The organism is Agaricicola taiwanensis (genome assembly GCF_014635245.1).
GTDB lineage: Bacteria > Pseudomonadota > Alphaproteobacteria > Rhizobiales > Methylopilaceae > Agaricicola > Agaricicola taiwanensis.
Window position 1 is genome coordinate 15487 of record NZ_BMCP01000007.1, and the last position, 19118, is coordinate 34604.

The window sequence follows — 19118 nt, forward strand, 5'->3', positions numbered from 1 at the left end:
CTCCAGAGGCTTGCGCATGAAACCTACATGCGTACCCCCTCTGTCATTGGCCTGAGAGTTTCGTTGCACCCTTGTGCGGGGCGCGAACTTACACCGTCGGCGGGAGCGGATGCTCCACTTTCCAGAGTGTTGACTGAGGCGAGCGGTCCGGGTGCCTGAGAGTTTCCGGGGCGGTTGCTCCTTCGGCGGCCGGCACCGCCGACTCTCTCCCGCTCGTCTCCGGAGACCATGGGTGCTCATCTGGGGCTAAAATGTGATCGTGCACCTACGCCGCTAGTCGGGCCCCGGAAGTGTGGCAATTCTGACACTAAACCCGTCGCGAGTTCAGGGATGGTAAGTCCAGCGTCGATCGTCGCAGAAGCAGGCGTTGCCGCGCTGCGCCGATCTAGCGCCCGGCATCATTGTCGCGATCCGGCTTTTTCTCGTCGAGGTGCGGGTTTCGCGTGAGCTTCGGGGGATCGCTCGCGGGAAAAGACTGTTCGAGCTGCCGGTCTAGCTCCTCGTCCAACTCGCGCTTTTCCCGCTCTTCGCGGGTTTCCTTGGTTCCAGGCATTGTTACGGCTCCCAGGTCTTTGCGCCTTCGCCCCATGTTCGGCGCTTCAATGCAAGCGAGTTGGTGATTCAATCTCCCGCTGGCGAGGGAACGTCATCGACGGGTCGGTCGTTCCTCGGCATCCCTGAGAATCGTCGAGGACCGAGGCGGAGCGCTGCACGCACCCCGCCACGGATTGTTGGTCAGGCTTTTCAAATCAGATCACGCCCAGGGCATCCATTGCCTCGGCGACCCGGACGAAGCCGGCGATATTGGCGCCGAGGACATAGTCGCCAGGCGCGCCATATTCATCGGCGGTGGCGGCGCAGGTGTCGTGGATATTTTCCATGATCTGGGCCAGGCGCTTCTCGGTCTGGTCGAAGGTCCAGCTGTCACGCGAGGCGTTCTGCTGCATTTCCAGCGCGGAGGTGGCAACGCCGCCCGCATTGGCAGCCTTGCCGGGCGCGAACAGAACACCCGCTTCCTGGAACAGCCGCACCGCGTCGGGCGTGGAGGGCATGTTTGCTCCCTCGCCGACCGCGATTACGCCGTTCTCGATGAGCTTCTTGGCGTCGCGGCCGGTCAGCTCGTTCTGGGTGGCTGATGGCATGGCGATATCGCAGGGAACATCCCAGATGCAGCCGCCGTCGATGTAATGGCTGCCGGTGCCTTTGCGGCGCGCATATTCGGAAATGCGCTCCCGTTGCGCTTCCTTGATCTCCTTCACGAGATCGAGGTCGATGCCGTTCTCGTCGATCACATAGCCGTTGGAGTCCGAGCAGGCCATGATCTTGCCGCCGAACTGAGCGACCTTCTCCATCGTGTAGATGGCGACGTTGCCGGAGCCGGATACCACCACGCGGCTGCCGTCGAAGCTGCGGCCCCTGGTTTCCAGCATGCGCTGGACAAAATAGGTCGAGCCATATCCGGTGGCTTCCCGGCGTGCGCGCGAGCCGCCATAGAACAGCGCCTTGCCGGTGAGCACACCGGCCTCATAGCGGTTGGTCAGCCGCTTGTACTGGCCGAAGAGATAGCCGATCTCGCGGCTGCCAACGCCGATATCGCCGGCCGGAACGTCAGTGTACTCGCCGATGTGGCGGTAGAGTTCGGACATGAAGGATTGGCAAAAGCGCATGATCTCGCCATCGGAGCGGCCGCGCGGGTTGAAGTCCGATCCACCCTTGCCGCCGCCGAGCGGCATGCCGGTCAGCGCATTCTTGAAGGTCTGCTCGAAACCGAGGAACTTGATGATGCCGACGTTGACCGATGGATGAAAGCGGATGCCGCCCTTGTAAGGTCCCAGCGCCGAATTGAACTGCACCCGGAAACCGCGGTTGATCTGAACGTTTCCCTGGTCGTCGGTCCAGGGCACGCGGAAGATGATCTGGCGTTCGGGTTCGCAGATGCGCTCGATGAGTGCATTGTCCGCATAGGCGGGACGTTTGCCGATGACCCGGCCGAGGCTTTCCAGGACCTCGCGAACAGCCTGATGGAATTCCTGTTCACCGGCATTGCGGCGGATGACTTCGCTGAGTATCGGCTGCAGCTTTTCGTCTACAGATAACAATCCAATCTCCGTATAACCTTCCAACACGAGGGTTTTGCAACCCGGCGTCCTTGAAGCATTCCATGGATGACGACGCAAGTTGGCGGAAGGGGGTAGTCCGGAGAGGGAAGGCCGGTGTCGAAAGGGGAAGGGCGGCGAGATCGGCCGAAAGGCTCGGTTGACGGCCGTCGCCGGCAGGCTTATGTGCACTGCCATCATGATGACGCGCACCTTCCTTTCCGGAGTTTATTACGCACCGCTCCTCAAGCGGTGAACGTGCTCGTCATTTGTTCAACCGCTGCGTCGTCGGTGGTTGAAGCTTCTGGACACTGCTGACGTCTCGGCTTTCTCGAGGTCAGAAACGTGCAGTCCCTTCTCCCTTTCCCGCTTCCCCGCTCTGTCGGCATCATCGGTTTCGGCGCCTTCGGCCGTCTCATGGCGCGGCATCTGGCACCCCATGTGCCTGTGCTGGCCCATGATCCCGCGCCCGTTTTCAGCGATACGGCCATCCCTGGTGTCATCCGCGCCAGCCTTGAGGAGGCGGCCGGCTGCCCCGTCGTCGTGCTCGCCTGTCCGGTTGACCGGCTGGCCGAGGCGGTGGCGGCCATCGCGCCTCATCTTGTTCCCGGCGCGCTCGTGCTCGACGTCGCCTCCGTCAAGCTCATGCCGGCCGAGATCATGCACGCCGGGCTGCCCCTCCATGTCGACGTCATCGCGACGCATCCGCTGTTCGGACCCGAAAGCGCGCGTGAGGGCATCAGGGGCCTCAGGATCGCGCTCTGTCCGCTGCGCGGCGGCCGCAGGCTCGGGCTTGTTCGCGCCTTCCTGTCCGATGTGCTCGGGCTCGATGTCATCCCCACCTCGGCCGACGAACATGATCGGCAGATGGCGGCGGTGCAGGGGCTGACCCATATGATCGCGCGGCTGCTGATGCGCCTGGAGCCCTTGCCCTCGCGCATGACCACGCGGAGCTTCGACCTGATGATGCAGGCCGTCGGCATGGTGCGGCATGACGCGCCGGAGGTGTTCGACGCGATCGAGCGGATGAACCCGCATGCGGCCGGTGTCCGGCGGCAATTCTTTGGGCTTTCCGCCGAGCTTGAGCGCGAGCTGGCGCGGCCGGTGCTGCAGGTCATCGAGGGCGGGGAGGGGAAGCCCCGCGAGCCGATACCCGGCCTCAGAAATCCGCCAGCTTGCTCAGGATCGATTGCTTGACGTTGTCGAGATGCTGGGTGGCCGCCTTGGCGGCGCGGTCGGGATCGCCGCCCTTCAGCGCCTCGACGATCTCCAGATGTTCCTGGCAGATCGCGGGAAAGCGCTCGGGCATGCGCTTCATGGAGAACATGCGCGTCTTGCGCCTGAGATCGGCGATGATCTCGCCCATCAGCCGGTTGCCGGAGGCCTCGGCGATGGTGCCGTGAAGGTCGTCATCGATCTGATGATGATCCGGCACCGTCGGATCCCCGCCATCGCGCAGGGCATGGAGCCGGTGCGCGAGATCGTCCAGCACCTCCGCCGGGATATGGCCGGTGGCGCGGGCGGCAGCTTCCGATTCCAGAAGGCGGCGAATGTGGAGCGCCTCCATAAGGTCCTGGATCGTGATTTCGCGCACGGTGAGCTTGGCCTCGCCACGGCGCTCCAGCACGCGCTCGCCCTCCAGCCGATGCAGCGCCTCACGCAAGGGGGTGCGGGAGATGCCGACACGTTCGGCGAGGCGCCGCTCCTGGATGATGTCGCCCGGCCGAAGCTCCTTGGACATGATCATGTCGAGGATCGTCTCATAGGCCTGCGCGCTCAATCCTCTTGAGCTTTGTCGTTCGCCGTCCACGCCTGCATCCATTTTTTCCGCACGCATCCGAATTTCCCTCTTCCCCTCTTCGATCGACCAGTGGTATACCACTTGTGTTCAGCCTGAATATGTCTGTGTATCAGCCGCTGGGCGGACCTCAAAGAGAATTCAGCCTAGGCGCCAAAATCCGAAAACGGGGGCGCTTCAGATGATGTCGCAACGCGAACACCGCGTGTGACAGAGGGGATCAAACATGAAGAAGCTGCTGCGGCCCTTGGCCGTAATCGCGGGGCTATGCGCGGCTCTGCCCGCCTATGCGGAATTTCCCGAGCGCCCGATCGAGATCATCGTCCCGTTCGCCGCCGGCGGCGGCACCGACATCATGGCGCGCCTGTTCGCCGACGCGCTGGAAAAAGAGATCGGCGGCACCGTCATGGTGATCAACCGGCCGGGCGCCGGCGGCGAAGTCGGCATGGCCGAGGTCGCCGAAGCCCAGCCGGACGGATACAAGCTCGCCATTCTCAACACGCCCAACATTCTTTCCATTCCCATCGAGCGCAAGGCGCGCTTCACGACCGAAAGCTTCGATCTTCTCGGCACCATCGCCGAGGATCCGGGCACGCTCAGCGTCCACGCCAATTCTCCGATCAAGACGGTGAAGGATCTCGTTGCCGCGGCGAAGGAGAAGCCCGGGCAGTTGACCTATGGCACGGCGGGCGTGGGCTCCGCCGGCCACATCGCCATGCTGCTGTTGGCTGAGGAGGCCGGCATTTCCGCCAGCCACGTGCCCTTTACCGGCTCGGCGGGCGTGCGCACCGCGCTCCTGAGCGAAGACATTGAAGTGGCCACCGCCAACCTCGGCGAGGCGCAATCCTTCGGCGCGGGCCAACCCTGGCGCATCCTTGGTGTCATGGCCGACGAGCGTTCGGCCCAGGCGCCCGACCTTCCGACCTTCAAGGAAGAGGGCTTTCCCATCATGGCGGGCTCGCTGCGCGGGCTCGGCGGTCCCAAGGGCATGCCGGCGGATGTGCTAGAGAAGCTGCGCACCGCGATGAAGGCGGTGATGGAAGACAAGGCCTTTCTCGATGCGTCCGCCCAGGCGGCCGTCCCGATCCGCTACCTCGACGCCGAGGGCTTCGCGAGGGCTCTCGAGGAATCCAACCAGAGCATGCTGAAGCTTTGGCAGGCCCAACCTTGGAAACAGTGAACCGTCAGCCCAGAGGAGTGCGACGCATGACGAAAGTGAAGATGCTTCTTGCCGCCGCAGTGGCCGGCGTGCTGTCCCAGGCGGCGCCCGCCGCCGCGGAATATCCCGAACGCCCGATCACCATGGTCGTGCCCTTCGCCGCCGGCGGCGGCACCGACATCTCCGCCCGCACCATCGCCAAGTTCCTGGAGGAGGAGATTGGCGGCAAGATCGTCGTGGTCAACAAGCCGGGCGCCGCCGGCGAAATCGGCCTGGCCGAAGTCGCCAATGCCAAGCCCGACGGCTACACCATCGGCATCATCAACACGCCCGGCATCGTGACCATCCCGATCGAGCGCGAGGCCCGCTTCAGTCTCGACAGCTTCGACATGATCGCCGGCGTGGTGGACGATCCCGGCACCATCAATGTGCTGGAATCCTCACCCATCAAGTCCATCGAAGATCTCGTCAATGCCGCCAAGGAAAAGCCCGGCGAGATCACGGTGGGCACGCAGGGCGTCGGATCGGCCGGGCACATCGGCATCCTGCTGCTGGAGCGCGCCGCCGGCATCGACCTGAAGCCGATCCCCTTCACCGGCGCCTCCACGGCCCGCAACGCGCTGCTTGCCGGCGAAATCCAGGCGTCCATGGCAAACCTCGGCGAAGCGCTGACCTTCGCCGCCGGTGCCCCCTGGCGCATCCTCGGCGTGATGTCGCCGGAGCCGGCAGCCATCGCGCCCGAGGTGCCGACCTTCAAGTCGGCCGGCTACGACATCGAAGGCGGCTCGCTGCGCGGCATCGGCGCGCCCAAGGGCACGCCCACCGAAGTCCTCGACAAGCTCTCGGCCGGGCTCGCCAAGGTGGTGGAGAACGAGGAATTCAAGACGGTGTCCAAGAACACCTATCAGCCGCTGCGCTACGTGCCGCGGGATGAATACAACGAAACGCTGAAGCGTGCCGACACGACATTCCGGGAACTCTGGAAGATCACCCCCTGGAACAAGTGACTGATGGGGCCGGGCGGCGCCTCTCCGCCCGACCCACGATCCTTCTCTCCGACGTCAAACACTTACAGGTTGAACATGCGCACTGATCTCGTCCCCTATGCCGACATCGCCGAATATCTGAAGCGTGAGGACACCGTCCTCATCCCGGTCGGCGCCACCGAACAATATGGCCCGCACCTGGCGACCGGCACCGAGCTTCGGCTGTGCGAGCTCATGGCGCAGCAGGTGGCCGAGATCACCGGCTTTGCCGTCGTGCCGATCATGCCGTTCAACTACTCCTGCATGTTCCTGGATTATCCGGGCACGCTGACCGTGAAGATGGAGACCGTGGAGGCCTATCTGGGTGAGATGTGCCACGGCCTCGCGGAACAGGGCTTCAAGCACTTCTTCTTCGTCAACATCCATGCCGGTTCGCTCGGCCCCATCGAGAGCATCTGCCGCTCGCTGCGCAAGGAGTGGGGCGCCGTCGGCGGCCTCATCGACGTCTTCTCCATCATGCGCGATGTGGCCGGCGTCACCTACACCACCGACAAGGCGCCCACCGGCCATGCCTCGGAAATGGTGACCTCCGCCGCGCTGCACGTCTGCCCTGAGTACGTCTTCATGGACCGCGTCCAGGCGCCGCCTCCGCTGCGCTCCTTCGTGGACGGTGTGAAGACCGTGTCCTCGGGCAAGGTGTCCTTCGGCAAGTCCTCGTTCCAGGTGTTCTCCGACATCTCCGACTACACGCCGCTCGGCATGCAGGGCGACGCCAGCGCCGCCAATGCCGAGCAGGGCAAGGTCATCTGGGAAACCAGCCGCGCCTACATCGCCGAAGCCGCCAAGAAGTTCAGCGGCATGGTCCTGAAGCCCGAGGCGGCGTGATCCGACATGCTTGAGAACAACGTCAAGAAGCTGTTTCAGTCAGGCAAGCCCGCCGTCGGCACCTGGGCGACGCTGGTCGATCACCCCAAGTTCATGCGGCTGCTCGCCGCCACCGGGCTCGACTTCGTCATCCTGGAGATGGAGCACACCGACTTCACCATCCAACAGGTCGGCACCGCCGCCCTGGTGGCGCGCGCCTCAGGCATCACGCCCATCGTACGCCCCGCCGGCACCATGAACCCGCATGACCTGACGCGGCCGCTGGATGCAGGCGCGCAAGGGCTTCTCCTGCCGCGCGTCGACACGCCGGAGCAGCTGGAGGCCATCATCAAGGCCACGAAGTACTATCCGCGTGGCGAGCGCATCCTCAACATGCGCGGCTCGCACACCGACTTCCTGCGCCTGGCCGATCCGGCCGAGCAGATCGCCAAAATCAACGCCGGCACCATCACCGTGGCCATGGTGGAGACCCAGCAGGCGCTCGATGCCTTGCCGGAGATCTGCGATGTCGACGGGCTGGACGCCATCATGATCGGGCCCGACGACCTGTCGCAGGACCTCGGCGTGCCCGGTCTCGTCAAGCACCCCAAGATGGAAGCCGCCACCGAGCGCGTCATCGAGGTCTGCACGGAAAAGAAGATCCCGTGGGGGTTCTCGGTCCAGGACGTCGCCACGGGCAAGAAATGGATCGAGCGCGGCATCGGCTGGATGCCCTTCGCCAATGACGCCAACGTCCTCTTCAACGCCTTTTCCGCCGCCGCTTCCGAGCTGAAGGCGAAGTAACGCTAAAGGGGCCGGAGAGCCCAAGGAGACAAGACCCATGAAAGCCGTTTCGATGTACAGCCCCTACGGCTGGAAGGCGAAGATCGGACTGATCGTCCCCTCGACCAACACCATCAACGAGCCGGAATTCTGGCGCATGGCGCCTCCAGGCGTCACCATCCATACCGACCGCGTCATGCTGCTCGGCAAGGCCACCGAGAAGTCCTACTTCGAGATGGCGGATGCCCTGTCGCAGGCCTCCGACCGCCTCGCCACGGCGGAAGTGGATGTCATCGCCTATGGCTGCACCTCGGGCTCCATCATCTGCCCGCTGCCGGAACTGCTCGACCAGATGGGCTCGCGCACCAAGACCCCGGCCACCGCCGCCGCCGGCGGCGTGGTCGCCGGCCTGCGCGCGCTTGGCGCCAAGAACATTGCCGTGGGCACGCCCTACGTCACCTTCGTCAACGAGAGCGAGAAGCGCTTCCTGGAGGAAGACTACGGCTTCAACGTCGTCTCCATGCACGGCATGCAGCTGGGCGAGACGCAGGAAGAGCGCCGTGGCATAGGCCGTGTGCCGCCGCAGCAGGTCTATCGGTTGGCGCAGATGATCGACCGCCCCGAGGCGGACGCGCTCTTCATCTCCTGCACCAACCTCGCCTCGCTCGACGTGATCGAGGACATCGAGCGCGATCTCGGCAAGCCGGTGGTGATTTCCAATCAGGCCTGCTTCTGGTCATGCCTGCGCCTGCTCGGCCTGCCGACGCCGGTGGAGGGCTATGGCCGGCTCATGCGTGAGTGTCTCGACCCCATCACCATGGACGCCTTCAAGCCCGGCATGAAGCGCCTCATCGCATGATTGTCGAACCCGATCTTGCCTTGGCGGAGCATCTCTTCACGAGGCTGCACGACCTCTCCTTCGATGGCGTGGGCATCACCCGCGACGCCTATGGCGCGGGCGAGCAGAAGGCGCACGACCTGGTACGCAAGGCAGCCGAGGAGATCGGGCTTGAGGTGAAGCTCGACGCGGCGCTGAACCTCTACATCACGCTGCCGGGGCGGAACCGCTCCGCCCCTGTCATCATGACCGGGTCGCATCTCGACAGCGTGCCGCGCGGCGGCAACTTCGACGGCGCGGCCGGTGTGCTGGCGGGCCTTGCGGTGCTGGCCGGCTGGAAGAAGGCCGGGCATGTGCCGCCGGTGGATGTGACCGTCATGGCGATCCGGGCCGAGGAGAGCGCCTGGTTCCCCATCTCCTATCCCGGCAGCAAGGCGGCCTTCGGCAAACTGCCGGCGGAAGCGCTGGGCCTGCCGCGCGCGGACAGCCAGCGCAGCATGGCCGAGCACATCGCCGCCCTTGGTGGTGTTCCGGAACGGCTGAGCCATGGCGCGGCCGCCCTGAAGCCGGAAAACATCGCCTGCTTCGTCGAAACGCATATCGAGCAGGGGCCGGTGCTGATCGAGGAGGGGCTTCCCCTGGGGATCGTCACCGGCATCCGCGGCAGCTTCCGCTATCGCGAGGCGCGGGCACGCGGCGCCTATGCCCATTCCGGTGCCACGCCCCGGAGCCATCGCCGCGATGCAGTCGTGGCCGTTGCGCGGCTGGTCAATGCGCTCAATGACGACTGGGAGGCGTTGGAGGCGGAAGGCCGCGACCTCGTGGTGACCTTCGGCCGTTTCTCCACCGATCCGGCGCAGGCCGATTTCTCAAAAGTCTCGGGCCGCGTCGACTTCTGCATCGATGTGCGGTCGTTCGAACCGGAGACGTTGAAGGAGATGGAGCAACGTCTCAAGCGCCATGTGAAGGCCATCTCGGAGGAAACCAAGGTCACCATCGATCTCGGCCCCCGCACCTCCAGCGATCCGGCCACCATGGCTCCCTCCTTGAGGGCTTTGCTCATGCAGCGGGCGGAGATGCTCGGTATCGCGGCAAAGGAGATGCCCTGCGGTGCGGGCCATGACGCGGCGGTCTTCGCACTCCAGGGCGTGCCCACCGCCATGCTGTTCATCCGCAATGCCAACGGCAGCCACAACCCGCTGGAACATATGGAGTTTGCCGATTTCGCCGCCGGGGCGCGCCTGCTCGCCAGCGCGCTCGACATGAAATCTGGCGTCAATCTTGCCTCTGCTGATCAGAACGAAAGGCCCGCCGTCGATGCCTAAATGTCTTATCCTCCAGCCCATCCATCCCGCCGGCGTCGACGTCCTCAAGGCGGCCGGCATCGAGGTTGTCCATGCGTCCTCCGCGGCCATGGACGTGGTGGCCGCCGAGATCGGCGATGCCGACGCCATCATCACCCGCGACGCCGGCATCAATGCCGTCGCACTCGATGCCGCCAAGAGGCTCAAGGTCATCGCCAACCACGGCATCGGCACCAACAAGATCGATCTTGCCCGCGCCAAGGAACTGAACATCCCCACCGTCTTCACGCCCACCGCCAATGCGCGGTCTGTGGCCGAGCACACGCTGATGCTGATGCTGGCGGTGGCCAAGCGCACCGTTGCCGCCGACCAGGCGACCCGCAACAACGACTGGCGCTTCAAATATTCCGGCGGAATGGTCGAGATCTCGGGCAAGACCATGGGCATCATCGGCTTCGGCACCATCGGCCGCATCACGGCGGAAATGGCGGCCGCGGGCTTCGGCATGGACGTGCTGGTCTGGTCGCCCTCGACCCCGAAGGAGACGCTGGAAGCGAGCGGTTTCCGCGTGGCGGGAAGCCTTGAGGACGTCCTGAGGCAGTCCGATGTGATCTCGCTGCACCGCCCCTCGCGCCCCGACACCAGGCATATGATCAATGCGACGACGCTGAAGCTGATGAAGCCCGGCGCCATCCTCGTCAACACGGCACGCGGCTCGCTGATCGACGAGCAGGCGCTCTACGAGGCGCTGCGTGATGGCCAGATCCTTGGAGCGGGCCTCGACGTCTATGACCCCGAGCCCATGTCGACCGACAACCCCTTGCTGACGCTTCCCAACATCGTGCTGGCGCCGCATGTGGCAGGCTCCACCGAGGATGCCCTGCGCAACGCGGCCACGCAGTGCGCCGAACAGATCATCGATGTTCTTGCTGGCCAGCGACCGCCGCACATCGTCGACGTCTCCGTGTGGGAGACGCGCCGCCTGCCTTCCGCCGCGGAGGCCTGACCTGACATTCCGGGATGGGCCAGCGATCGCTCATCCCGCCCAAAGGAGAGCCGGACATGCAGAACTGGCGCATCGACAAGACGGATCTGGTCGGCGGCGGGCTGATGGCCCTCGTCGGCTTCCTGGTCTTCCTTGAAAGTCTGAACTACGACATGGGCGACATGGCCTCCATCGGGCCGGGCTTCTTTCCCCGTGCGCTCGGAATCATCGTCGTCATCTGCGGCCTCGGCGTCGCCGCCATGGCTTTCCTGCACGACGGCGTGCTGCCGAAGCCGAACTGGCGGGCCGTGGCCACCATCGCGGCCTCCATTCTTGCCTTCGCGGGTCTGATCCAGACCTTCGGCCTCGTCCCGGCGATCTTCGCCACCGTCATCCTGGCACGGCTGGGCGAGGCGGGGTTCAACTGGCGCCAGACGGTGCTCACGGCGATGGGTCTGTCGCTGTTCTGCTACCTCATCTTCGTCCTCGGCCTTTCCATTCCCTTCGCTGTCGTCAGGTGGCCGCTATGATGGAATCCCTTGCCAGCATGGGCGGCGGCATTCTCCATGCCCTCGATCCCATGACGCTGCTCTACTGCTTCGTCGGCGTCACGGTCGGCACCTTCGTCGGCGTGCTGCCGGGGATCGGGCCGCTCGCCACCGTCTCCATGCTGCTGCCGCTCACCTTCTATCTTGAGCCGACGCAGGCTCTGGTCATGCTGGCCGGCATCTACTACGGCTCGCAGTACGGCGGCTCCACGGCCTCGATCCTGCTGAACCTGCCGGGGGATGCGGGCGCAGCGGTGACCTGCCTTGACGGTTATCCGCTGGCGCGGCAAGGCAAGGCCGGAACGGCGCTGTTCGTCACCACCATCGGCTCCTTCATCGGCGGCTGCTTTGCGATCACGGTGCTGGTGCTGCTGGCGCCGCCGCTCGGCCGCATCGCCGTCTCCATGAGTTCGGCGGAATATTTCTCCATGATGCTGCTCGGCATCATCGCCGCCGTCACGCTGGTCAATGGATCGGTGCTGAAGGGCGTCGCCATGGTGGCGCTCGGTCTCGTGCTCGGCCTCATGGGCACCGATGTCATGTCGGGCACCATCCGTTTCGCCTTCGATATCCCCTACCTCTATGACGGCGCCAGCCTGGTGCTGGTGGCCATGGGGCTGTTCGGCGTATCGGAAGTGCTGGCCAGCATGGGAGCGGCCGACAACGACTGGGTGGCCAGCCAGAAGATCAGGCTGCGCAACCTGATCCCGAGCCGTGACGACATGAACCGAAGCTGGGCGCCCATCGCGCGCGGCTCGGTCCTCGGCTCCATCATGGGCATCGTGCCGGGCGCCGGCACCACCATCCCGGCTTTCCTGTCCTATGCCTTCGAAAAGCGCGTCAGCCGCACGCCGGAGCGCTTCGGCAAGGGCGCCATCGAGGGCGTGGCGGCGCCGGAGACGGCCAACAACGCGGCCGCGCAGACGGCCTTCATCCCGACGCTGACACTCGGCGTTCCCGGCGGGCCCACCATGGCGCTGATGCTGGGCGCGCTGATGATCCACGGCATCACGCCCGGGCCGCAGCTCATCACGCAGCACCCGGATGTGTTCTGGAGCCTTGTCGGCTCGTTCTGGGTCGGCAACCTGATGCTGCTGGTGCTCAACCTGCCCATGGTCGGCATCTGGGTGTGGATGCTGAAGATCCCCTATCGCATTCTCTACCCCGGCATCCTCGTGTTCATCTGCCTTGGCGTCTACAGCGTGAACTACTCCTTCGTGGATGTGATCATGGTCTGTGCCTTCGGCGTGGTGGGCTACATTCTGATGCTGCTGCGCTTCGAGCCGGCGCCGCTGCTGCTGGGCTTCGTGCTGGGGCCGATGATGGAGGAGAACCTGAGGCGCACGCTCCTCATCTCCAACGGCGACTTTTCCGTCTTCATCGAGAGACCGGTGAGTGCCGGGCTGCTTCTGGTCTGCGCCGGCCTCCTCGCCATGTCGCTGTGGGGCGCTGTCAGCGGCCGGCGCAAGAAGCTGCCACCATCGGACGAGAGCATGGCGATCGAAGCCCACAAGGCCTGAGCGTCTCGGGCCTCTAGTGAAAGACAAGCCGGGCATCGTGCCCGGCTTTTTCTTTGGGAAATCTGCGCAATAGTCGGTTCCGTCTTGCCGGAGCGCGAATTCTTCGGCTAAGTCGGACGATCCTCCCTGTCCGGCGGTGGCCGCCCCGGGCGCATCTTCCGGTGTTTCGATGTCTCTCGTTGTCATCCTCATCGCGCTCGTCGCCTTCATCGTGGTCGCCACGACCTGGGCAAAACTCAATCCGTTCCTGGCACTTCTCGTTGCCGCACTGATGGGCGGATTGGCCTACGGTATCCCGCTGACAGATCTGCCGAAAACAATCGGGACGGGCTTCGGCAACACGCTTGGCGGCATCGGCATCGTGATCGCGCTGGGCACCATCATCGGTGTCATCCTGGAAAAGTCGGGCGGGGCCATCAGCATGGCCGAGGGCGTGATCGCGCTGATCGGCCAGCGGTTTCCCACGCTGACGATCTCGATCATCGGCTATCTCGTTTCGATCCCTGTCTTCTGCGACTCCGGCTTCGTCATCCTGAATTCGCTGAAGAATGCGCTTGCAAAGCGGATGCGGGTTTCGGTGGTGGCCATGAGCGTGGCGCTCGCCACGGGGCTCTATGCCACCCACACCTTCGTGCCGCCGACACCGGGGCCGATCGCCGCCGCCGGCAATCTCGGTCTTGCAGATAATCTTGGCCTCGTCATCCTTGTCGGCCTGGTGGTGTCGGCTGTTTCAGCGCTTGGCGGCCTGTTGTGGGCGAATATCTGGCTGCGCAAGGATGACCACCTCCTCCTGAAGTCGGGCGAGGGCAGCGAACTCACGGACCCTGACATCGACTACCAGGCGCTGCGTGCGCGATACGGTGAAATCCCCAGCGCCGGCCGTGCCTTCGCGCCGATCATCGTGCCGATCCTTCTGATCTGCCTCGGCTCGATCGCGGCCTTCCCCGCGAATATCTTCGGCGAGGGCGCACTGAAGGCCGGTTTGATGTTCCTGGGGCATCCCATCCTCGCACTCCTGATCGGCCTTGCATGCGCCTTGCCGTTGCTGAAGCCGGGCAACAAAGCGCAAACCTTTGCCGACCAGGTGCAGGAGGGGCTCGTCGCCGCCGCGCCGATCCTGCTGATTACCGGCGCAGGCGGTGCTTTCGGCGCCGTGCTGAGCGCCTCGCCCCTCGGCTCCTATCTGGGGCAGACGCTGTCGGCCCTCGGCCTTGGGCTCTTCATGCCGTACCTGGTGTCCGCCGCCCTCAAGAGCGCGCAAGGCTCGACCACTGTTGCCCTGATCACGACCTCCGCGCTGGTGGCGCCGATCCTGCCGCAGCTCGGGCTCGACAGCGAGATGGGCCGCGTCCTGACCGTCATGGCGATCGGCGCCGGCGGCATGACGGTGTCCCATGTCAACGACAGCTTCTTCTGGGTCGTGTCGCAGTTCAGCCGCTTCACCCTGCCGACGGCGTTCAAGGCGCAGACCGGAGGCACCCTGGTTCAGGGTGCCTTTGCCATGGTAGCGGTGTGGGTGCTGAGCTTGATGTTCCTCTGAGCGTTGAGCCGTTGAGCAACTCTCTTCAGGTGCCGTCGGACGAGAGTATCGCGGCCGAGCAGGCAGGGTCTGCCATCGCGTGACAAAAGATAAAGCCGAGGTGTTCAACCCGGCTTTGTCGCGGCTGAGCGAAACGCAGCTATCCCGGATATTCCAGGTCTTCCGGCTTCTGGGTGGCACGGGCCCAGGAAACATAATCGCCGTATTGCTCGCGGATGATATCCCGCAGAGCTTTCCATTGCTCGGTGTCGCGCTCTTCCAGCGCCTCTCTCACGGCGTCACGCGCTCTTCCGGAGATCGTGCCCCAGCCGTCTTGCCGGAAGGCATTCTGCACACGGTTGCCGATGATGCCGGGAAGGTCATCGAACAGGTAATCGTCGGAAAAATGATAGATTTGCAGCAGGCGTGACACCTTGGCCTCATCGCCTCTCGCTTCGAAGGTATGAAGGTAGTGTCTGACAATGGTCCGCAGATAACCCTTCGCCTCTTCGTCGAGCACAGGAATCTCGTGATATGGAATGCTCATTCTGTCCTTGAACCACACCGCCAAAGCGTTCAGCGCGTTTTCGTAGTCCTGCGCGCTCGGGTACGCTTCCGGGTCATAAGAGTAGGCAACCAGCGCATCGTTGAGGATGGCGTTGTTCTCGGTAACGCCGCTGGCTCGGATCTCCTGGATGGCCTTTTCCGTCCAGCCGCCCTTCCTGCTGAGGATGTGGTCGCGCAACTTCGCGGATTCCTCGGGCGAGACACCTGCGCCCTTCAGCCAGTCATCGACGACGCGGGTGAGGGCGCCCGACCACCGGGGCCGGCCTGTTCCTTCCGCAAAGCGCAGGAAGAACAGAGACGAGTAATCATACTCGCCGTTCTGCACACGCTCGATCATGTTCCGCTCATAGATGGCGTGCCCCGCCGCCTCAGGGCTCTCCTTGCGGTCGATGACGCCCTTGTTGATCACGTTCCCTTCGGTGTCTTCCTGATGGAAGCGGATGACGCCGAGGAACTCATCATCCGAGCTGAAATAGGTGACGACGCCGGGCTTACCGGAAAGGAACTCGAAATAATCTTCCTCGGTCGTGATGACCTGGTAGCCGGCACCCTCCGACGAGCGCTTGTCCCAGCGGTGGTCGTCCGCCTCAGCCTCCATGCGGCGGATTTCCTCGTAGCGGGTCCACCAGTCCGCAGGATTCATGGCGCTGACACCACCCCAGTCACCGTCTTCATCGAGCTCGTCAAGGGAGGCGTAGGCAAGGCGCGTTTCATACCCGCGATAGGCATCGTAGCCGCGCTGCGTCCGTGTCAGGAATTGATAGGGGCCAAGGCCCACCGTAAGGGCCTCTTCGCGGTTAACGGGCGAATCGCGCAACTGCGCGATGTCGAAGGTCTGAAGGTTCACTTCACCCGTGGTGGCAGCATGATAGGCATGCAGCATTTCGTGGGCGAAGAGGCTGTCGCCCATCATGATCAGGCCATCCAGTTCGGCGCTGGGGAGGTCCTCCGCGGCGAGACGGATGACATGCTGGCCCAAGTCTTCCTCGAAATCGTATTCATCCGCGAGTTCGGTATGTTCCTCAACCCTCTCAATCACGACGGGATAGGCGCCGTTCTGCAGCGCCTGCAGGATTGCGGGGCCCTCCTGCCAGCCGGCGAAAAGGTCGAAGTAGTCGACCACCGTGTTGATGAAGTCGATCTGGTCGGCGCGGTCGACATAGGCATCCGCGAAATGTCCATAGATCGTGAAGTTGCCGAACCGGAGCGACACCGTTGGATGTTCAAATTCGCCGCTGTCGTCCTCGACCCATTCCGCCTGGCCCTCGATGCCGGCACGGTTCATGATCTCGGTGAAGCGGTCGATCAACTGCTGCTCGACCGGCGCATCGCCCCATTCGTTCGCCGCATCCAGCTCGTTGACGTCATCAAAGAAGGTGCGGCGGTCAAGGCCGCGCTCCAGGCGGTAGCCATTGAGGGCCCCGTTCCGGCTCCAGAAGCTGCCGAGGCCGATGGCGCGCGCCCAGTTCTCCTCCACCATGATGCCGTTGGAGTTGATCATGGTGTCGGTGTCGAGCCCCTCGAACATGTCGGCGGCGCGGATCAGATATTCCATCATCACCACGTCTGACGGCGACTGCTCTGGGCTGCCCCAGCTTTCTCCCGCCGTTGTGGCGTCGATGCCGCCGTCGCCGGTGAGGCGAATGGTGACGTGTCCGGTGAACGGATCGCGGTCGATGGCGTTGAAGTTGGCGTCGTGGCGCAGCGTGACCAACTGTGGCGCGCCGAAGAGGCGGTCAATGGTCAGGCGTCCGGTGTAATGGCGGCCGGCTTCGCGCAGGTTTCGGAGCTGCCCCATGATGAAGCCGACCTGCTCGGCCAGTGTGCGCTCAGCGCCGCCATCGATCACGATGCTGCCGATCTGAACCACGGCGCGTTCGTTGGCCGTACCCGCATCGCGGATCTGCCAGTTGAGCATAACCTCGTAGCCGAGGCGCTCGGAAAGCTCGCGTGCTATCTCGCCCGCTTCTCGCTCCTCGTCTTGATAGGGGCGAATGGCATAACCGCCGCCGAATTCAGCGGGCGAGGGAGCAGGCGGCGGGGGAGGCATGGCACCCATCCCTTCAAGTAGGGCGCCCCAACCGAGCGCCCCGTAAGGGCTTGCGATATAATCCGTGTTGCCGCGCTTCTTTAGCCTCTGCTCCAGTTCCAGGGGCGTTTCGCCGTGGCCATTGCTCGCCTCAGGGTTGCCACCGTTCTCCTTGAAGATTGCGAAGATCTCGTCACTGGCAAGCGCTGCGGAATGCATGGCAGTATTGCCATTGAGTTCATCGGCCCGATTGATGACCTCGGCGCGCTCCTCTTCAGGGATGGCGTCGAGCAGGGCCTTGACCGCCGCGACGTCGCCATGTGCCGCAGCGCGCGACAAGAAGGTAATGCCCTGGCGGTACTCGCCCTTGGCGGATGCTCCCGCGTTCAGAAGCGCCGTTATTCCCTCGATGTTGCGATCCTCGACCGCCTGCCCGAGTTCGCCCGTCATGCGGCCCAACAGATAGCGGGAGATGGAGATCAGGCTGGGGTCGGTCGCGTTCTCAACGCCCTCAATCGCCAGGTCGAGCGCGCTCTTGCCATTCTCATCGAGCTTCGCCATGTCGATCCGCCCGGTCTCGACCAACAGGCGGACGATTTCCTGGTTATTGGGTGCGGTCAGCGCCAGATGGAGCGCGGTGCGACCCTTGGCGTCCACGCCGTGAATAAGCCCCTCGGGCAACTTGGAAAGCCGGTCGCGGACCGCGTCGATGTCCCCCTTCTCGATGGCTTCGGCCAAGGCCCCGTCGAGTGATGATGTGTCCTCGTCCTGGTGGTCACGCGCAGAGGCGACGGACCGGGCGAAAACGGGATCTGCTTGTCCGTCGAAGCCGACATGCAAATCTTCCGGTGACGTCAGTATATTAATTTTCCTCATGTGAGATATAACCGCATCTTTCGTTTGTGGCGCGGTGCTATGATCTACAGATAGATTTGGCACAACACTCTTTTTCATTGGGCTCCGTCTCTGCGGCGATTTTGTTCAAAATCGGGCGCTCATACGTATTGGGGGTGGAGAGCTCATGTTAGTTATTCTTGAAACTATTAGTTGATACTTCAGCTGCGAACGCTGCTCCGCCTCTGACGGCGGCGCGCACGGTCATCGAGCCGTCGCTCGCTGGGGCGGAGCGGCTGCTTGTCCCCGCCGCGGCTGTCACGCCGGGCAAATGGCTCCGATCATTCTGCTCCATTCAGCGGAACGTTAGCGGCGCCAGCCAGTTGTTTCACCTGAACGCGGCAGCTCGCTCCCACTATGCGTGTCGAGGCTGGGCCGCGCTTAAGGAAGAACATCAATCCAGGGGAGTGGCGCTATGAGCAGCACCGATACCAGCGGGTCGCCCCGGCAAGCATCGCCGGAGAACGACGAGACAGTCCGCGTTCACACAGAAGGTTTTGCAGGTGATTCAGCCTCGCGCGGATCGCAGCAGGGATCATCCGGCGCCAATTTTCGCGATGACGCGCAGAAGGCCCGGGAGAAGATCGGCGAGGGTGCATCCTCGGCAGCAAGGGACATGAGGGCTCGTGCAGCCTCTTTTGCTGACGAACAGAAGGAATATGGCGCCGACCGCCTCGAGGGTGTGGCCCATGCGGTCGACAGTGCCGCCTCCGATCTCGAGAAGGAGATGCCGCAGGCGGCCGGCCTGGTCCGAGACGCGGCGCGCGGCCTCAATGATTTCTCGCGCAACCTGCGCGAACGCAGCACGGGCGACATGCTCCATTCCGTCAGCGATTTCGCGCGACGTGAACCGGCGGCCTTCTTCGGCGGTGCGGTTCTTGCCGGATTCGTGCTGTCACGGTTCCTGAAAAGCACCGCCGACCGGCCAGTGGACACCAGCAGCCAAAGCCAGGGCTTCCGCTCACAGGACCGGGGGCGTCAGTCCTCTACACGGCCTGATGTGGCACGCCCGGATGAGCGCGGCAGCTGGCCGGAAATGGAGGAGGCCGACGTTTCGGTGGCCTCATCCTCGGAGGTGACCTGGGACCGGCCTGCGGACTCGCCCTCGTCGCGAGCGACGGCTGGCGACAAGGCGGACCAGCCGAGCGTCAGCCCACGCGATGTAAGCGCGACCGAGCCCGGCATGGGCTACACAAATCCAAACGCATCCCGGCAGTGAGGAGGGTGA

At 64.1% G+C, this 19118-nt stretch carries 16 protein-coding genes and 1 riboswitch; of the genes, 12 read left to right on the plus strand and 4 right to left on the minus strand.

Features of this window, described 5'->3' with window-relative positions; translation table 11 throughout:
* Nucleotides 1–133: 133 nt before the first annotated feature.
* Nucleotides 134–222, minus strand: a riboswitch (glycine riboswitch).
* A gap of 163 nt (nucleotides 223–385) precedes the next feature.
* Both IEV58_RS16810 and gdhA read right to left on the minus strand, forming a co-directional pair.
* Entirely contained in the window at nucleotides 386–553 is a 168-nt protein-coding gene (locus IEV58_RS16810; RefSeq protein ID WP_188410984.1) for a hypothetical protein, read from the minus strand.
* Nucleotides 554–749: 196 nt separating this feature from the next.
* On the minus strand, nucleotides 750–2099 hold the full coding sequence (gene gdhA / locus IEV58_RS16815; protein ID WP_188410985.1) for an NADP-specific glutamate dehydrogenase: 1350 nt from the start codon (nucleotides 2097–2099) through the stop codon (nucleotides 750–752).
* Nucleotides 2100–2441: 342 nt separating this feature from the next.
* On the opposite strand from gdhA, the gene IEV58_RS16820 reads away from it, so the two are divergent.
* Nucleotides 2442–3293 (plus strand): prephenate dehydrogenase, encoded by an 852-nt coding sequence (locus IEV58_RS16820; protein ID WP_229729556.1) that lies wholly within the window; start codon nucleotides 2442–2444, stop codon nucleotides 3291–3293.
* On the opposite strand, the gene IEV58_RS16825 is transcribed toward IEV58_RS16820, so the two are convergent.
* Nucleotides 3256–3933, minus strand: coding sequence for a GntR family transcriptional regulator (locus IEV58_RS16825; protein ID WP_188410986.1), 678 nt, complete (start codon nucleotides 3931–3933; stop codon nucleotides 3256–3258). The two genes, IEV58_RS16820 and IEV58_RS16825, sit on opposite strands and share 38 nt — an antisense overlap.
* 187 nt (nucleotides 3934–4120) lie before the next feature.
* On the opposite strand from IEV58_RS16825, the gene IEV58_RS16830 reads away from it, so the two are divergent.
* The 10 genes from IEV58_RS16830 to IEV58_RS16875 all read left to right on the plus strand — a co-directional run bounded on the left by IEV58_RS16830 (nucleotide 4121) and on the right by IEV58_RS16875 (nucleotide 14421).
* Entirely contained in the window at nucleotides 4121–5074 is a 954-nt protein-coding gene (locus tag IEV58_RS16830) for a tripartite tricarboxylate transporter substrate binding protein (RefSeq protein ID WP_188410987.1), read from the plus strand.
* 26 nt (nucleotides 5075–5100) lie between these two features.
* Nucleotides 5101–6060 carry a tripartite tricarboxylate transporter substrate binding protein gene (locus IEV58_RS16835; RefSeq protein ID WP_229729557.1) on the plus strand — a complete coding sequence of 320 codons (960 nt, stop codon included), beginning with the start codon at nucleotides 5101–5103 and terminating at the stop codon, nucleotides 6058–6060.
* 75 nt (nucleotides 6061–6135) lie between these two features.
* The gene (locus IEV58_RS16840; protein ID WP_188410988.1) at nucleotides 6136–6924 is read left to right on the plus strand and encodes a creatininase family protein; all 789 of its coding nucleotides are present in this window, start codon (nucleotides 6136–6138) and stop codon (nucleotides 6922–6924) included.
* Nucleotides 6925–6930: 6 nt separating this feature from the next.
* On the plus strand, nucleotides 6931–7707 hold the full coding sequence (locus IEV58_RS16845; RefSeq protein WP_188410989.1) for an HpcH/HpaI aldolase family protein: 777 nt from the start codon (nucleotides 6931–6933) through the stop codon (nucleotides 7705–7707).
* Nucleotides 7708–7744: 37 nt separating this feature from the next.
* Nucleotides 7745–8545 carry a maleate cis-trans isomerase family protein gene (locus IEV58_RS16850; protein ID WP_188410990.1) on the plus strand — a complete coding sequence of 267 codons (801 nt, stop codon included), beginning with the start codon at nucleotides 7745–7747 and terminating at the stop codon, nucleotides 8543–8545.
* Nucleotides 8542–9849 carry a Zn-dependent hydrolase gene (locus tag IEV58_RS16855; RefSeq protein ID WP_188410991.1) on the plus strand — a complete coding sequence of 436 codons (1308 nt, stop codon included), beginning with the start codon at nucleotides 8542–8544 and terminating at the stop codon, nucleotides 9847–9849. Before IEV58_RS16850 ends, IEV58_RS16855 begins: the two co-directional genes overlap by 4 nt.
* Complete coding sequence (locus tag IEV58_RS16860) at nucleotides 9842–10834, plus strand: hydroxyacid dehydrogenase (protein WP_188410992.1); 993 nt, start codon at nucleotides 9842–9844, stop codon at nucleotides 10832–10834. Before IEV58_RS16855 ends, IEV58_RS16860 begins: the two co-directional genes overlap by 8 nt.
* Before the next feature lie 56 nt (nucleotides 10835–10890).
* A complete protein-coding gene (locus IEV58_RS16865; protein WP_188410993.1) occupies nucleotides 10891–11343 on the plus strand; it encodes a tripartite tricarboxylate transporter TctB family protein in 453 nt (150 codons plus the stop codon).
* Nucleotides 11340–12881 (plus strand): tripartite tricarboxylate transporter permease, encoded by a 1542-nt coding sequence (locus IEV58_RS16870; RefSeq protein ID WP_229729558.1) that lies wholly within the window; start codon nucleotides 11340–11342, stop codon nucleotides 12879–12881. The genes IEV58_RS16865 and IEV58_RS16870 overlap by 4 nt, the downstream gene beginning before the upstream one ends.
* 169 nt (nucleotides 12882–13050) lie before the next feature.
* Nucleotides 13051–14421, plus strand: a complete 1371-nt coding sequence (locus IEV58_RS16875; protein WP_188410994.1) for a GntP family permease — start codon at nucleotides 13051–13053, stop codon at nucleotides 14419–14421.
* A gap of 139 nt (nucleotides 14422–14560) precedes the next feature.
* Here IEV58_RS16875 and IEV58_RS16880 read toward each other — a convergent pair whose 3' ends face one another.
* Nucleotides 14561–17872 carry an ankyrin repeat domain-containing protein gene (locus IEV58_RS16880; protein WP_188410995.1) on the minus strand — a complete coding sequence of 1104 codons (3312 nt, stop codon included), beginning with the start codon at nucleotides 17870–17872 and terminating at the stop codon, nucleotides 14561–14563.
* A gap of 433 nt (nucleotides 17873–18305) precedes the next feature.
* Between IEV58_RS16880 and IEV58_RS16885 the strand changes: the two genes are divergently transcribed.
* Nucleotides 18306–19109 (plus strand): hypothetical protein, encoded by an 804-nt coding sequence (locus IEV58_RS16885; protein ID WP_188410996.1) that lies wholly within the window; start codon nucleotides 18306–18308, stop codon nucleotides 19107–19109.
* Nucleotides 19110–19118: the final 9 nt, after the last annotated feature.

What these genes read in the sequence shown, in the direction of transcription:
- IEV58_RS16875 (WP_188410994.1), top strand. Translation starts at nt 13,051, where the DNA reads ATGTCTCTCGTTGTCATCCTCATCGCGCTCGTCGCCTTCATCGTGGTC.
- IEV58_RS16840 (WP_188410988.1), top strand. Translation starts at nt 6,136, where the DNA reads ATGCGCACTGATCTCGTCCCCTATGCCGACATCGCCGAATATCTGAAG.
- IEV58_RS16860 (WP_188410992.1), top strand. Translation starts at nt 9,842, where the DNA reads ATGCCTAAATGTCTTATCCTCCAGCCCATCCATCCCGCCGGCGTCGAC.
- IEV58_RS16830 (WP_188410987.1), top strand. Translation starts at nt 4,121, where the DNA reads ATGAAGAAGCTGCTGCGGCCCTTGGCCGTAATCGCGGGGCTATGCGCG.
- IEV58_RS16845 (WP_188410989.1), top strand. Translation starts at nt 6,931, where the DNA reads ATGCTTGAGAACAACGTCAAGAAGCTGTTTCAGTCAGGCAAGCCCGCC.
- IEV58_RS16825 (WP_188410986.1), bottom strand. Translation starts at nt 3,933, where the DNA reads ATGCGTGCGGAAAAAATGGATGCAGGCGTGGACGGCGAACGACAAAGC.
- IEV58_RS16865 (WP_188410993.1), top strand. Translation starts at nt 10,891, where the DNA reads ATGCAGAACTGGCGCATCGACAAGACGGATCTGGTCGGCGGCGGGCTG.
- IEV58_RS16885 (WP_188410996.1), top strand. Translation starts at nt 18,306, where the DNA reads ATGAGCAGCACCGATACCAGCGGGTCGCCCCGGCAAGCATCGCCGGAG.
- IEV58_RS16870 (WP_229729558.1), top strand. Translation starts at nt 11,340, where the DNA reads ATGATGGAATCCCTTGCCAGCATGGGCGGCGGCATTCTCCATGCCCTC.
- IEV58_RS16850 (WP_188410990.1), top strand. Translation starts at nt 7,745, where the DNA reads ATGAAAGCCGTTTCGATGTACAGCCCCTACGGCTGGAAGGCGAAGATC.
- IEV58_RS16880 (WP_188410995.1), bottom strand. Translation starts at nt 17,872, where the DNA reads ATGAGGAAAATTAATATACTGACGTCACCGGAAGATTTGCATGTCGGC.
- IEV58_RS16810 (WP_188410984.1), bottom strand. Translation starts at nt 553, where the DNA reads ATGCCTGGAACCAAGGAAACCCGCGAAGAGCGGGAAAAGCGCGAGTTG.
- IEV58_RS16855 (WP_188410991.1), top strand. Translation starts at nt 8,542, where the DNA reads ATGATTGTCGAACCCGATCTTGCCTTGGCGGAGCATCTCTTCACGAGG.
- IEV58_RS16835 (WP_229729557.1), top strand. Translation starts at nt 5,101, where the DNA reads ATGACGAAAGTGAAGATGCTTCTTGCCGCCGCAGTGGCCGGCGTGCTG.